This window comes from Flectobacillus rivi (assembly GCF_030056655.1).
GTDB classification, from domain to species: domain Bacteria; phylum Bacteroidota; class Bacteroidia; order Cytophagales; family Spirosomataceae; genus Flectobacillus; species Flectobacillus rivi.
Genome location: NZ_JASHIE010000003.1, coordinates 297752 through 313642, shown reverse-complemented (window position 1 = coordinate 313642; position 15891 = coordinate 297752). Strand labels below are relative to the sequence as shown.

Sequence of the window (15891 nt, the reverse complement as noted above, 5' to 3'; positions counted from 1 at the left end):
TGTTATCGTCTAGATCTTGTACCTGAACGAGGGAAACCAAGTCCATCGCTGTGCACCTCAATTTCCTTAAATCCAATACCCTCAAAATGCTCTAGCAATGAGAGTGCTCTAGCATTTTGCGTTTTGGACATTGAAGATTTAGTTTCGATATAAAATACTGGAACAGTCGTAGCGTCATCCTCTGGGTTTCCACTTATTTTCCCAACAGGGACCTCCTCTGAGGTAAATAGCTCATTATTTCTTTCTGTTTCGAGCAAATATGGGAATCCAATATTTCCTGCATTTTTATCTCGGATAAAGCCGAGTGCGTACCAGTATTGCACCATTTGAGTAAAGCTGTTTATACCCCTTGCGTAGTTCATTTGTTGTCCAGCAGGGATATTTCCATTAGCAGCTTGTCCTTCTTGAGTCAATTCTCCCACCAATACATCCCACGGGCTTTGAGGTGGCCACCAGTATGAGTAATACGTAGGAGGGAGTGGAATAGTTGAACCATCTGAAAGAGTTTCCTTATTGACAGCAGGATTTGTAAAATTGATATATTGTATCGTACACTGAAAGAAATCTGCTTGCCATGGACAGGCCATTCGTTTGGTTAAATCACCAGGCTCACAACCGCCACCAGCACATTCGTCTCTCGAAGGCGTAAGTCCGTTGTCGAAATACCAAGCTTCATTTTGGTACTGGAGGATTTGGTACGGTGCTTTATAAACGGTGGGATTTTGCATACTCCACGTTACCTCGATGCCCGGACACATAGGTAATCCAACGCAGTTTCCAACACTAGCGGCATCTAATGGATTGACAGGATAAGGCTGAAAGTTCGAATTATTTTCAAAATTTCCGTTTGCCCATTGCTCCATCAAGAATAGTTGAGTGTCGTTCAATGCGAGAAATTTCATAATATTGATATTACTCACAGAGTTACTTCCTGAATTGAGCGGCATCATGGGAAAAATATTTTCACCATCTATTTTAAATAGCTCTTCTTGCGGTAAATATGGGGGTTGAGGAGGTTGCGAATCATTCTGTCTAAAATAGGAGAGATAGTTTTGTCTGTTTTGAAGATTATCCGCACTGGCGTCAGAATAATCGAATTGATAACTGGCAAAAGCCATCATTGGCTGGACGTTTGCTACCCATTGATATCTGCTAATTCTATTAATGATGGGTAGTATGTCCCTTTTAAAGTTTGCAGTGAAACTTGGGTTATATTGTCCGTTTGAATACAATTCTGGAACCAAATTAAAACACCTTACCCCAACGTCGAACATCGTATCACTTAGATTTGAGATATTGACAATCTCTGGGGCAAAATCAGGTGAACCAACAATACACCAAGCTGATAGCGAGATGGGAGCAGTTCCATCGTTGAAGCTTATTAAACAATACACAGGGCCATCCGAGATATCATCATGCCATGTGCTTGATCCTCCGTAGGAAATCAAAGGAAGGTCGCCTCCTGCATTTCCAAAACCGCCTAAAACGACTAGTCTACCTTGATCATCCGTGACTAAATTCCCAAGCGTTGTAATTCCTACGCCATATTTTGGATTGGTATTAGGATATTGAGCAGGGTAGCCTTCAGGTACATTGGATACGTCAAATCCTATGGATTGTTGTCTGCCGAATATTGATCTTGGACCTGGGTCGATAAATAAATTCTGTCGATCGGTGGTGTTTTCTGGATTCCTTTTGGGAATGTTTTGATTTTCGTAGCTGTTTTCCTCTCCATAAAGAAGATTACCTTGTAGCTCGCTGTATTGATACCATTCGGCTTTTTTATTAGCCAAATGCACCGTCCACGTAATCGATGCAACATTGGGAGAATCAAGATTGAGCTCTTCGCCATCGTCCGTTAAGATTTTGAAAGGTTGTCCTTGTCTTTTGACCCGTCCTATGGAGTCTTTAAAACTTGTAATAGGATCAATTTTGTTTCCGAAATTGTCGGAATCATAAGGTAGACCTCCAATACTGTCAGGAGAAAGGCAAATTTCTGTAGGACTGTTGCCTAAGCGGGCAATGCCAATTGAGGGGTGAATGTTTAGATTCATAGTAAAAATTGGTAAAGGTGTTAATAACTCGTAGAATTGGGGTTTTGCAGTAGAGGTTTAAGCAAAAAGTATTAGAATAGGCTTGTTTTGGGGGTAATACTAAGATAATAAGCAATAATAACTCTTTTTTCTCCGACGTAAAACCTTGACCAAAGCTAGGTTTAAGCGCAATAAAATGCAATTTATTCGTGGAATAATTATTGTACGGTAAATTTTTAGTCGATTTTACAATTTTGATATTGGGGTAATTATTTCCTCAATTCGAGTATTATAGGTTTTTACAGGGACAGGTATATTTGGCACTCAAATAAATAGGAAAGCATCTTTGAGTTGAGATGATAGAGGATTATTATGTAAAATTCTGGGGTTTCGTAATTTAACAGTGCTGAGTAAAATGTTGAAGAAATGTATTAGAAACTCATTTGGTTTGGTATTGAGATTTCTGTCATTTCATAATGGCCTTAATAACTCCAAATACAAATATTAAAAAGCTAATTAGAAGTGCTGAAAGGGCGCCAAGAAATGAATATCCAGAATATACGTAGAAGTCAAGATTTTTGTAGGGATTTTCTAAATTGGCTGATATTACCAAAAGAACTAATCCAATGTTAAAAAGACCAAAATGCCAATATCCTGTACTATTATTAATAAACTTTCCAATTTTTTGAAGCCCGAGATAAAAAATGGTTATTAATACACAGAAAAAGCCAAATATTAGGTAAATGGGGAGAAAACCTACAACGAACAAAGAGGTATGGAACTGAATATTCATAGTTTGGTTTTCGGAAAAGATACCCAACACTAATGAAAGCACAGAGGTAATGGCAAATAAATATGGAGGTGTAAATTTCGTGTATTGCATAGTGTCTAAGAATTGAAGATAACTATTGAAATTAATAATTATTTATGAGATAGAGAATAGTAAGTGTCTGATAGTGAATAAATTAATAATTAAGTGATTTTTTGTTAACAAATCCGACTTCAATGGAACCTCAAACAGCAGTTCTGAAGTATTACACAACATACTGCAATATTTCAAAATCGTTGACTTTTCAATGAGTTGATAACCTGACAATAATTGACTGTAATTTTTATAGAATCCCAAGAAAAAAAGAGTGCTGGATTACCATCCAGCACTGATGACTATTGTCTTAAAAGCTATTCCTATTTTGATCGGACAATTATTTTTACGGTAGCATTTGAATGATCCCCGTTCATTGTTGACACCTTTGATACTCTAAATTCAGTATTCTCATTAATTGACTTTGTTAATTTAGATGCCTCTGATTGACGGTCTAATTCAGTCCAACTAAATTCATCATCAGGCTTACAACTGAAGAACTCATAAGGATACTCTTGTTTATTTACTGCTATGTCCAACTTCGCAGGAAGTAAGCTACCGTAATGCATATTACAATCAGGGACTCGCCCATCATTCACACTTGTAAGCGTGAATACATAAATGCTATTATTGAATTCAATTTTGGTCTCTTTTCCAGATTGAACTTCAATAATTTTTTCACTCTCTTTAGTCGGAACTATATCACTTTTACATCCTGAATAGATTGATAACAAAAAGAAGCTTGCTATTAAAGAACTATTGATTGCTTTCATCGTAATTATTAAGGTTAAAGATGCGAATATTTTGTATTGAAAAATCGGATGGATGGATATCCCACATGAAAATTAGCCACTCCTTTTATTTCATCACTTCTGGAGAAACCACGATAAAATCATACTTGTCAATAATCTGATAAGTAGCTTCACTCAAAGTTTTATCGTATTTATATCTGATTCTTAATGGTCGTAGATCCACCACTATCCAAAGATCTTTGTTGTATAATTTCAAAAACTCTTTGGGATACTCTCCGTCTGGGTCTGTTAAATCATCTATGAGTTCTCCTTTTTCAGTAAGATAATATCGGTTTAGGAAAAATACATTGGCAAAACCTGTTTGATTGCGTTGTGAAAGTTCGTACACAGAATTACCGATGTCATATAAACGAGTCGAAAGATTTAGTCCTTTGGCTAAATGATTTGCCCCAATTTTGAAGAATACTTTTTCGTTTTTAGACTTTGTATGGTCATAATACTGGTAAAAATTCTTTTTCATCAGAGCCGCTCTCATGAAGTTATCGTCTTCATAATAGATAGTTCTGGAAATTTTAATATCCTCTAAAGCTGCCTTTAATTCTGGTTGGGAAATCCCCTTTTTTAAGCTATCAAGTAATTTAACTTTTGGCATCCACCATTTAGCAATCAAACTGTCGTGTACCGCCTGATATTTTGCCTTAAGTTTGGGAGGTTGCGCATTAAAGGCCTTATTGATGACATAACTAAATGCCATTTGATATTCTTGATCGATACCCCAAATGTTATAATTGTATTTATGGGCGGTTACCAGCATTTCGGCATCCTCTTTAGTTCGAAAGAAGGGAAAGGTGCCATATTTTCCTTTATCTTTTGACAACGTGAGTATGGTATCCACTGGATTTTTTGTACCTGAAATTCTTGTTAACTCATTTGCCACAAACGGACTAGTTTCGACGCACCAATTTTTGAATCCAAATTTAGACGCTGCTTCAAGCGCATAATTAGATAATTGTGAAAGTTGCGTTGAATTGTGGTATTCTCCCCAAGCGACAAATTGGTTATCTGAAAATTGTTTTTCCAAAACTTCCCAGCCTTTTCCGATAGGCTTTTTTCCATCAAATTGAAAAGAGTTGGTGTTTTCTAAGACTAGTTTATTAAATCTCGTAGAATCAACTTTAGTTTTTGAAGTTTGTCCAAAACAGAGATTTGCAGTAAGAATGGTAGCTACCAGTAGAATTGTTTTTATTTTTTTGTTAATGAGCATAGTCAGAGGTTTGGTTGTTGGTGTGACGTAAGAGAAAATCTAATTTGGAGAGTTTTACAACTCTCCAAATATATCAAAATAGCCTTTAGGATTATAACAATGAGAAAAGAAAATCACGGTTTATTAAGCCTTTATTATTTATGCTGAAATTTTGAGATTAATATAACCATGATCTAAAACTAAGTATAATTTATCTGGAACTTCTACCTTGTATTCTATTTAGTACTTTCTTTCAAAAGAATGTCCATTGAATCGATATACACCACTCGGACTGGCTCCCCCAAACCATAATTCTCCATGTTTGCTTTGATATATACGCCAAATGTGGTTGCTTTCAAGCCCGTCTTTTTCAGTGAAATTTTTGACAGATTTACCATCGTATCGCCATACGCCAGAGCCTACCGTCCCAAACCAAATATTTCCTGAAGTATCCTCGCCAATGGAAAATACACGTTCCAGTGAATTACCGTTGGTGTCCTCCGTTTTCAATTTATGAATTTCTGTAAAATTGATGATTTTTTTGCCATCATATTTCAAGATACCAATGCCATTATTGCCAATCCAAAGATTTCCCTTGCTGTCTTCCATGATACTACGAATATGCAAACTAGTCCCTGCCATTTTTTGGTCTATAATGGTGAAATACATACCGTTATATCCAATTACAGAGCCATACGTTCCTAGCCAAAGCCTTCCATTTTTCCCTTTTACAAACTCTGTTGAAACAGCGTACGTAAACCTAATCTCATCGTTGGATTTTTGTGTAATAGGAAATGTCCGATAAAAAAGTTTATTACCATCATACTGGTACACCCCCGGGTTTTTTTCTAGGTTGTTGTAACCCTCTATCTCATCTCCTTTAAACCAAAGATCATTTTTAGCTAGTTTCCATTGCTGGGTAAAATCATAATTTCTGTCTCTATAAACCGTTAATTTTTGTCCATCATAAAAACTTAGGCCTTTACCACATTCAAACCAGATGTATCCATTTTTATCTTCATAAATATTCCTGACCTGATTGTTACTTAATCCATTTGCGGTAGTAAAATATTGTAGCTTCCCATCATGAAGCAAACATGCACCTTCGTTGTAACTTCCAAACCAAATATTCCCTTTACTATCCTCTAGAATAGCACGAATACCTGTGGTGTACTTTAACCTTATAGTACCACCTCCATTTTTGGATAGCTGAATGTTGCTTTTAGCTTGTGCTTCTTTATTTTCCTTACTGGATTGACTCTGACTGCTATAAGAGATAGTTGCAGCAATCCATAATGAGCAGCTAAGGATAAATACATATTGCCATCGTAATTTTATATTCATTTTGAGCGTGTTTTGAGGATATTCTAAGGTTTATTGATTTAGGGTAATTTTAAGGAAAAATCTGTTACTTCATTATTCATTAAAAGTAATCGCTTGATGGAGAATTTTGGATATAATCCTTAGAAAAAATAAGTGCTGGATAGGAATCCAGCACTAGCAATGAAATATTATTTGTTCAACCTTTCAATGAGTTGCTCTATCCCTTGTCTCCAAAAAGGGTAATCTTCTTCATTCTCTCGCCAGAGTTCATTGAGTTCAGAATCCTCTCCCAATAATTTCTCTAAGGCAATCACTGCCCTCTCTTTTAGGTCAGACAAATCTATGTTTGGATTTCTTTCTGGAAAAGAGTCAACGTCTAATATTTCACCAGTATCGCCTTCAGAGAACCTTGTGCCATTTGTCTGACGGTCAATATAAGTTGAAGAAACAATAACCGCATTTCCCTCTGTGGTGTCAATAAAGTCAGATTCCAAGGCAGTATCCAAGGCATCTTCAATCAATTCTTTTGGACTTTCTGATTCTTCGATTTCGTCCATAAAATCGTAAGCGTCATCATCTTCATAATACTTGAATCCCCAAGCTCCCATAAATTTTTAAGTTAAAATGTTAAAGGTTATCTATTGTTTTAATGTTTGGCTAAAGAATGCTTTTATGATTAGAGTATATCGAAGTCTATGTTTAGAAAGGATTCAACACACTTAATTTTTTTATTTATACTTTTCTAACTCGATAGCTTCTTGAAAAAAGGCTTTAAACTTTTCGGACAGGATGGGGTCAGTGAACTTAACGATAGTGTAAGAACTGTCCCAAGCAATTATTTCAATCTTTGAGTGCTCCACTTGTAGATTACCATTTTCCCATATTTGACCATTTCCGTCGGCAAAAGGTAAATCAATTTGTGAAGGCTCAATTTCTTGAGTTTCTAGAATACCAACAAATACACCCCAGATTATTTGAATTTCTGTTTTACGAAGAACTTTCATTTCTTCCGCAGAGATTAAAAACCAGTCTTTATCATGATTAATGGGTAGATATTTTAGTTGGTCAGTGTTCATCTCTAAATCCGAGATTAGCCACTTTAGATTACTAATTTCATCCTGAATAGGCTCCAACAAAACTTTTAAATTTGTATGAAATTTGAGTTTACTGGTATTTCTGATTATCCAATTCACAGTTTTATATTTAGGTTTAAAGATGTAAAAATGATGACTAATTTCAAGAAAAATATGGAATAAAAACATATAAATAATAGTATTTATTCAAAAAACTCAATCATCTAATTCAAATGTGTCAGATTTTTTATGCAGGTGCTTTCTAATTATTTGGTCTGTTTTTTTATAATTTTTGATATATGGCGACTCGATTTCTATTTAGGATAAAATCCTTAGAAAAAATAAGTGCTGGATAGGAATCCAGCACTAGCGAGGAGTACTACATGAATGGATCGATTTTGTTTTTATTGACTTCCTCAAGAAATAAATTGTAAGTTTGATTCAATAAAGTTTGAAGAGTTTCTTCAGCTTTTAACAAGTTGATAAGTCTATATCTGTCAATTAATACCACGTCAGTTATGTCTAATGGATTATACCAATTAAGAGACTCATCCCTAAAACTTCTCGGAATAAAATGATAGGTTAAATATCCATTTGAAAATTGTATATAATTTTTCCATGTAGAAAGGTGAGCATCAAATTGTTTTTCAATCCAATCTGTGCCACATGCACACTGCCCAAAGAAAGTTGGTTGAGAAAATTGATTGTCTGGAAAATTGAAAACACCAACCCAGTCCAAACCACCATCTCCAACATTATTTCTTCCTGCATTTTCTTCTGTGAAATTCATACTAGGCTTTACATGAAGTAAATCACATAGGTAAATCACTTTGTCATAAAATTTCCCATTTATTGAGTGTTGCAAAGTCTCTGCAGATCCTGAACCAAAAAAAATATTTTGTGTGTCGCTGGGAGTTAGCTTTTTAAATACTGGACCACACAATTCTTCAAAATGATGTCCAAGTTTATTGAGGCCACTTTTGGTAGCAAGTCTTAATAGAGAAGAACAGAGCAAAATTACATAAAGCGTTTGAGTTGTCGTTAGATTTTCCTTTACGGTAATATTTTTTCTCGTAACAAGAAAAGGGTAGTCTTCTCCAAAATTTGATTGTCTTGATTCTAGTAGCTTGAAATACGTTTTTATCTTAGATGAAATTTTATCTCTAAATGCTGAGTTATTGTTTGTTTCATCAATAATTTCATCTTCAATCAAACCTTCAGGCGAGAATAATGATTCGCTTAGCTCATACACTTCGTCTTCCTCCACAATATTTTTAATTGCACATGAGGGGTCATTAGAATTCTCATCTAGTAACCTATCAATTACTTGCTCGATACTGGTTTTACCATCTTGTGAAATAAAACAGAAAAATTCGATATGATCAGCCCAATGGTTAGGTTCAGAGTTTTGCTTGGGCAAGCTAAGGTCTGAATATTTAAGGTATGCCATTGCAATTAAAAGATTTCTCTCTCTCTAATTTTTTTTGAAATATATCTACTAATAATGTCCGCAGAATCAATAATTTCGTCTGCAACCTTTTTGTCATTTTTGTCGGGACTTGTACTTCTGTGGACTATTTTTTGGGCTTCTAAAATATTTTGTAATGACCGTGTTAAATACATTCTAATATTTTCATCCGCTAAATCAGTCAGTTCTGCTGCTTCTTTTAAATTTTTCTCTCCACTAATAAATAAATCTCTTGCCGAGTTGTTTTGAATTACTTTGTTTAACACTCTTAAATTTCTATTTTCTCCAACTCTAGTTTTTCCATTTGAAAGCTTTTGATATAGCCATTCTGTTACTTCTTTTAATTTTGCTAAGTTTATATTTTCAAAAGGAGCCTCTGATTCCATATCGATTCCCATAAATTCAGCAATTGCTGAGTGCATAGTAATAGCATCAGTAATCAAAGAAATGTCAAAACTTTCCTCATCAAGGTCGGGGATATTAAAGTATTTTCTACTTTGGATAATTTCAAATGCTTTGTATCCTATTAAAAGTCTTCTTACGTATGGAGCTTTACTCCCAATTTCCTTAGCTAAGGCTTTGTAAATGGATTCGGTTTTATTAGGCTTTTGTTGATATAGATAATTTAAATACCTTGCTTTGGATATAACGTGCCACTGTTTTACTCCTGTAACATGTCTAAATGCTAAATAATTCTCTACTTCATTTCTTTCTTTTACTAAATAAACCCATATTTTTTTAGGAATATTTCTTTTTTCTTTCGCCTCGATAGATAGATATTCAACGGCCTTTGGGCTGATTATAGCTAAACCTGGATTGGCCAGTAGTTTTATAGCTGCCAATCTACGATTACCCTCAATCACAGTGTAATTATCGTTGTTAGAAATAACAATTATAGGTTCTCCAGAAAAAAAACCATTTTCAGAAATTGATGCCATTAAATCAATTAATGTTGCATCAGAAAGCATCCAATTTAAAACTTCCTTATCTGTTGCTCCTTTTAATCGTTCGGGTAGTCTCGGGTTGATATCATCTAACTGCAAACTCTGAATATCAACTTCGATAAATTTTGCTTCTGCTTTCATCTGATTTTATTAAAAAATTTCTACACAAATATATTTGAAAATAGCATTAATTAAAATTTATTGCAGCAGACATCTCCTTAATTAAATACAAACCAATTTAAAATTTGACCTTTAAGTGAAAATTAGTTCTGATACGAGTATCTTATGAATAAGACGATCTAAACATCTAAGAAATAGCTTAAAATATAGTGTTTCCCACCCTCCTAAACTCACTAGGTGTAACACCTTTCACTTTCTTAAATTGATTCGATAGATGCTGGACGCTGCTATAGCCTAGTTGGTTGGCTATTTCGCTGATATTGAGTTGGTTGTAGGAGAGAAGTTCGCTTGCTTTTTGGATTTTTTGCTCTATCAGATACTGCTCAATGGTCTGATGCTCAGATTCTGAAAATAGCTGACTTAGCACTTTGTAGTCTTTTCCGATGCTGTCTGCCAATAATACTGAGAATTTTAAGGTGGTATCTATCGGTTCTTCACTTTGTAGATATTCTGTTATGTATCCCTTGATTTGACTCACGGTTTGTTCTTGTTTATTGGCCAATATTTCAAACCCAAAGGCTTCGAGCTTACTGAAAATTATCTGTTGTTCTTGGGTGTTTAAATCGTTTGGGGTTTCTACTAGTCCTAATTCTACCGTTTGTGGGAATACGTTGGCTTGTTCGAACACTTGTCGAACTACATATTTGCAACGGTCGCATACCATATTTTTTATATATACCTTTGTCATATTTCGCTGTACTGTTTTTCCTTTTCGGAAGATTTTATCACTAAATTAATGCCTATTCTAACATAATGGATACTTCGGATGGAAAACAAAAATTTTGATTTTATTGCTCCCTATTATGATAAATTAGTTAAACTGGTGTTCGGCAATAGACTTCGAGTGGCACAAGTACAATTGTTGACGCTATTACCCAAAAACCAACGCATCTTACTGATTGGAGGAGGAACAGGCTGGATATTACCAGAATTGATACGTATTTGTCAGCCTTCGGAAATCGTATATCTCGAAAAATCGGCACAAATGTTGTCATTAAGTCAGAAGCAAGTACCTAAGGATTGCCCTATTGTTTGGGTTTGTGGGGGAGAAGAGAAATTGCTCGATTTGGGACAGTTTGACCTGATTTTTACCCCTTTTGTACTAGATTTATTTCCCGAACCAGCGCTTGAGTTACATATTATTCAACCTTTGCATTCTGTTCTGAAACCCGTTGGAATGTGGTTGTTGGTAGACTTTTTTCCAACAAATCACTTTTATTTTTCCTTCCTTACTAAAATCATGTTTACGTTTTTTAGATATGTTAGTGGTGTAACCAATGCTCAGTTGGCAGACTACCCCAAACTTTTGTCTAGGAACAACTTTACACTGAAACATTCCAAAGAATGGATGAAGGGATATGTCAAAGCGCAACTCTGGCAAAAATCAGATTAACCTTATCTTGACACACTATAAAAAATCATGTCGGATATTATAAGGCGTTGGGCGAAATAAAACTCAATTTCGTATAAAAGCGGTCAGCAAGTTTCCTGAAATTTAGTAAGTTGGACAGATTTATTAATAAGTGTGGAGTTTGAAGTGTGGGGTTTTGAGTTTTTAAATTGACAAAATAGGTAGTGTAAATAAGACGAAGAAGTAAAAAAGAAACTTTACAATGATCGTATGCCATGGGTTGAGTTTATTATTTACTATACTAAATTCAAAACTCATCATTCATCATTCAAAACTTATATAATAGACCCTCAAATTAAAAGACCAAATAAATAGTTACAATCAAATATGAAAACACATTTCTCTCCACTAACACCGAAGGTTGCGGTAGCATTATGCTTCCTGATGGCTGGTTGTCATAGCAAGAAAAAAGAGGAATCAGGCAAAAAAGAAGATAAGCCTGTAATCGTAGATGTCGTAGTGGCCTATCCTGAGTCCGTTTCCAATGTAATTGAGGCAAATGGGTCGGTTGTAGCGAATGAGTACGTAGAACTACACCCAGAAATCAGTGGGCGATTGACTTTCTTGAATGTGCCTGAAGGTACTACCGTTGCCAAAGGTACGGTGATTGCCAAAATTTATGATGGCGACTTACAAGCTCAATTGCTAAAACAAAAGGTTCAGTTAGAATTGGCAGAGAAAACAGAACAACGTTTGTCGAAATTATTGGCTGTAAATGGTATCAACCAAGCTGACTATGATGCAGCCTTGAATACGGTAAATTCTTTAAAAGCCGATATGGTATATACGCAGGCTCTTTTGGAGAAAACGGTATTAAAAGCACCTTTTGCAGGTATCGTCGGCTTAAGAAAAGTTAGTAATGGAGCTTATATTACTCCAACGACGATTATTGCGACCATTCAACAGACTTCAGTTTTGAAGGTAGATTTTACACTTCCTGAAGAATATTCCTCTTCAATTAAAAAAGGATCTGTGGTTGATGTAGAAATCGATGCGGGAGGCAAAACTCGTTGCAAGGCTAATGTGATTGCTATTGAGCCTCAAATTAATTTGACAACGCGCAATATTCAAGTACGTGCGATTCTTCAAAAATGTAATGCTAATCCGGGTACATTTGCAAAAGTATATATCAATAGCGCCGTTGATAAAAACAGCATTATGATTCCTACCAATGCGATTATTCCTGATGATAAAAACAAAAAACTCGTGTTAGTGAAAAACGGCAAAGCTGTATTTACGAATGTGACTACGGGTGTACGTACGGAAGAATTCGTAGAAATTAAAAGTGGTGTAAGTATTGGCGATACTGTAGTCGTTGGAGGTGTATTGTTTGCTCGTGACGGAAAAGACGTAAAAGTGAGAAAGGTAGAGCGTTCGGATAAATAGTTTTCTTCTAAGAAAAAGAAAAATCCATTTATCCATTCAATCAACAGCGTCATTTGTTTACTAAAGCATTAGATTAATTTTATGAATATTTCTGAATTATCACTAAAGAGACCCATATTCGCTACCGTGATGAATATCTTGATTGTACTTTTTGGTGCAGTTGGGTTTTCATTTTTGTCGGTAAGGGATTATCCTGCGATTGACCCTCCGATTGTTACGGTGTCTACTTCCTATACAGGTGCTAACCCTGATATTGTCGAAAACCAAATTACCGAACCTCTCGAAAAAGAAATCAACGGTATTCCTGGGATTCGTTCTATTACTTCATCAAGTACTTTGGGTAGAAGTACGATTACAGTTGAGTTCAACCTTGGCTCTGACTTAGAGGCTGCTGCCAGTGATGTTCGTGACAAAGCCGCTCAAGCGTCTCGTAACTTACCACAGGATATTGATGCACCACCTGTAGTGTCCAAAGCCGATGCCAACTCCGACTTCATTTTGTTGCTAGCGATTCAAAGTAAGTCAAAAAGTCTTTTGGAGTTGAGTGATTATGCTGAAAACGTTTTACAACAACGTTTTCAAACTATCAACGACGTAAGTGGTATCAACATTTTGGGTCAGAAGCGCTATGCCATGCGTTTGTGGTTGAAACCCGACTTGATGAACTCGCACAATATTTCTTTTACAGATTTACAAAATTCGCTTTCTCGTGAAAACGTAGAAATTCCAGCAGGGAAAATTTACGGAGCAAATACGGAGATGACTATACGTGCGATGGGTCGTTTGACTACAGAGCAACAGTTCCGTGATTTGATTATTCGTCAAGATGCTGATGGGATTGTTCGTTTGGGCGATATTGCAGAAATCGAATTAGGACCTGAAAGTTTAGAAACTTCTTGGAAATACAATGGGGTAAGTGCGGTAGGTATGGCGCTTGTGCCTCAACCTGGCGCGAATTATATCGATATTGCCGATGAGTTTTATAAGCGTTTGGAAGAAATTAAAAAGGAGAATAAATCGGATATCGAATTCAAGCTTTTGATTGACAATACCAAAAACGTTCGCAACTCTTTGAAAGAAGTAGAAGAAACCCTGATTATCTCTTTAGGATTGGTAATCATCGTAATTTTCTTGTTCTTCCGTGACTGGCTTATTGCCATCCGTCCCTTGGTCGATATTCCTATTTCATTGATTGCGACTTTCTTTGTGATGTATTGGGCTGGATTCTCCATCAACGTATTGACTTTGTTGGGTATCGTGTTGGCGACAGGACTCGTGGTGGATGATGGTATTGTAGTTACTGAAAATATTTTCCGAAAATTAGAGGAAGGTATGCCAATTCGCAAGGCAGCATTGGAAGGTAGTAAGGAAATTTTCTTTGCTGTAATTTCTACTTCCTTGACCTTGGCGGTTGTATTCTTACCAGTAATTTTCTTGCAAGGTTTTGTGGGTAGCTTGTTCCGTGAGTTTGGTATTGTAGTAGCAGGTGCCGTACTGATTTCTGCCTTTGTCTCACTGACCATAACACCAGTACTCAATGTGGTAATGAGTCGCAAGAAACACTCTTATGGTTGGTTCTATCTCAAAACAGAACCTTTCTTCGTAGGCATGGAAAGTGGCTACAAACGAATGCTCAATGGTTTCATGAATATCCGTTGGATGGCATGGGTTATTGTTGTCGTTTGTGCTGGTATTATCTGGTTTGTAGGAAAAGATATTCAATCAGAAATTGCTCCAATGGAAGATAAAAGCTCGGTTCGTTTTACGATTACAGCGCCAGAAGGTTCAAGTTTTGATTTTACTAAAAATGTAGCCGAAGAACTCACCACTTATTTGAATGACTCTGTTCCAGAAATGGACTTTGTGTTTAATGCTGTACCAGGGTTTGGAGGTAGCGGAGGAACCAACTCGTCTATTGCTCGTGTAGGTTTGGTTGCGCCGACCGAACGTAAGCGTAGTCAGCAAAAAATTGCTAAAGACCTCAATGAGAAACTTTCGCAGTTTAACAATGCACGTATTTTTGCTGTACAAGAACAAACTATCTCTGTAGGTTCTGGTTCGAGAAGCTCATTGCCTGTACAGTTCGTTATTCAAAACGTTGACTTGAACAAAATCAAAACGGTATTGCCAAAGTTCTTGGAAGAAGCTCGTAATGAAAAAACCTTCCAGAACGTTGACGTAAACTTGAAGTTTAACAAACCTGAACTCTTAATGACTTTTGACCGTATCAAAATCAAAGATTTGGGCTTGTCGACACAAGACGTAGTAAGTGCAGTTCAAGGCGCTTTCTCAGGTCGTCGTTTGGCTTATTTTACCATGAATGGTCGTCAGTATCAAGTAATTGGTCAGGTAGAAAGAACAGATCGTAAGCAACCTTTGGATATTACCAATGTATATGTGACGAACTCAAGAGCAGAAAGAATTCCTTTGAGTGCTGTTGTGAAGTTAGAAGAAAGTAGTAACCCTTCTACAATCTATCACTTCAACCGTCTGAAATCTGCGATTATCTCAGCGTCTTTGGCTGAAGGTAAAACGATTGGAGATGGGGTAAAAGCCATGCAAAAAATTGCAGGTAAAACCTTAGATAATACTTTCCAAACAGCTTTGAATGGTCCATCTCGTGACTATGCCGAAAGTTCATCAAATACAAGTTTCGCTTTTGGTTTGGCATTGGTGTTGATTTATTTGCTATTAGCGGCTCAGTTTGAAAGCTTCAAAGACCCATTAACAATCATGTTGACAGTACCTTTGGCTTTGGCAGGGGCTTTGTTGAGTTTGTGGATTTTTAATCAAACTTTGAATATCTTCTCACAAATTGGGATGATTATGTTGATTGGCTTGGTAACCAAAAACGGTATCTTGATTGTAGAGTTTGCTAACCACAAACGTGCCGAAGGTTTACCAATCTTTGAAGCAGTAGTAGAGGCTTCAGCACAACGTTTACGCCCTATTTTGATGACCAGTTTGGCAACCTCGTTGGGCGCTTTACCTATTGCGATGTCCTTGGGTGCAGCAGCTACCAGCCGTATTCCTTTGGGGATTGTAGTGGTAGGAGGTATTTTGTTCTCTTTAATTTTGACATTATTGGTGATTCCAGCGGTTTATACGTTTATCTCTGGAAAGAAAGACCACCAACCAGAGTCAGAAGAGGAGGCAGAACTTCAAGCATAATCAAGGGTAGTTTATGTAAATAAGCTGCTCAACCTTAATTTTCAG

The 15891-nt window shown here is 36.2% G+C and carries 12 protein-coding genes; 3 read left to right on the top strand and 9 right to left on the bottom strand.

All coding sequences use genetic code 11. The features are described 5' to 3' along the window. Positions 1-2: 2 nt before the first annotated feature. The 9 genes from lodA to QM481_RS05575 all read right to left on the bottom strand — a co-directional run bounded on the left by lodA (position 3) and on the right by QM481_RS05575 (position 10566). A complete protein-coding gene (lodA, locus tag QM481_RS05615; RefSeq protein WP_283380990.1) occupies positions 3-2054 on the bottom strand; it encodes a CTQ-dependent lysine 6-oxidase LodA in 2052 nt (683 codons plus the stop codon). A 1164-nt stretch (positions 2055-3218) separates the two neighbouring features. Beyond that, entirely contained in the window at positions 3219-3668 is a 450-nt protein-coding gene (locus QM481_RS05610; protein WP_283380989.1) for a hypothetical protein, read from the bottom strand. A gap of 85 nt (positions 3669-3753) precedes the next feature. Further along, complete coding sequence (locus tag QM481_RS05605) at positions 3754-4911, bottom strand: hypothetical protein (protein WP_283380988.1); 1158 nt, start codon at positions 4909-4911, stop codon at positions 3754-3756. A gap of 219 nt (positions 4912-5130) precedes the next feature. Further along, a complete protein-coding gene (locus QM481_RS05600; protein ID WP_283380987.1) occupies positions 5131-6234 on the bottom strand; it encodes a ligand-binding sensor domain-containing protein in 1104 nt (367 codons plus the stop codon). Between the two features lie 167 nt (positions 6235-6401). Further along, positions 6402-6821: a DUF4259 domain-containing protein gene (locus tag QM481_RS05595; protein ID WP_283380986.1), complete on the bottom strand. Its 420-nt coding sequence runs from the start codon at positions 6819-6821 to the stop codon at positions 6402-6404. Between the two features lie 120 nt (positions 6822-6941). Beyond that, complete coding sequence (locus QM481_RS05590; RefSeq protein ID WP_283380985.1) at positions 6942-7406, bottom strand: hypothetical protein; 465 nt, start codon at positions 7404-7406, stop codon at positions 6942-6944. A gap of 259 nt (positions 7407-7665) precedes the next feature. Continuing rightward, positions 7666-8736 carry a hypothetical protein gene (locus QM481_RS05585; RefSeq protein WP_283380984.1) on the bottom strand — a complete coding sequence of 357 codons (1071 nt, stop codon included), beginning with the start codon at positions 8734-8736 and terminating at the stop codon, positions 7666-7668. Between the two features lie 5 nt (positions 8737-8741). Then, on the bottom strand, positions 8742-9839 hold the full coding sequence (locus tag QM481_RS05580) for a ParB N-terminal domain-containing protein (RefSeq protein WP_283380983.1): 1098 nt from the start codon (positions 9837-9839) through the stop codon (positions 8742-8744). Positions 9840-10017: 178 nt separating this feature from the next. After that, entirely contained in the window at positions 10018-10566 is a 549-nt protein-coding gene (locus QM481_RS05575) for a helix-turn-helix domain-containing protein (protein ID WP_283380982.1), read from the bottom strand. Between the two features lie 78 nt (positions 10567-10644). Here QM481_RS05575 and QM481_RS05570 point away from each other — a divergent pair, with 78 nt between their 5' ends. The 3 genes from QM481_RS05570 (at position 10645) to QM481_RS05560 (ending at position 15846) form a co-directional block, all read left to right on the top strand. Next, entirely contained in the window at positions 10645-11271 is a 627-nt protein-coding gene (locus tag QM481_RS05570) for a class I SAM-dependent methyltransferase (RefSeq protein WP_283380981.1), read from the top strand. A gap of 345 nt (positions 11272-11616) precedes the next feature. Continuing rightward, a complete protein-coding gene (locus QM481_RS05565; protein ID WP_283380980.1) occupies positions 11617-12675 on the top strand; it encodes an efflux RND transporter periplasmic adaptor subunit in 1059 nt (352 codons plus the stop codon). Between the two features lie 81 nt (positions 12676-12756). After that, the gene (locus QM481_RS05560) at positions 12757-15846 is read left to right on the top strand and encodes an efflux RND transporter permease subunit (RefSeq protein ID WP_283380979.1); all 3090 of its coding nucleotides are present in this window, start codon (positions 12757-12759) and stop codon (positions 15844-15846) included. Positions 15847-15891: the final 45 nt, after the last annotated feature.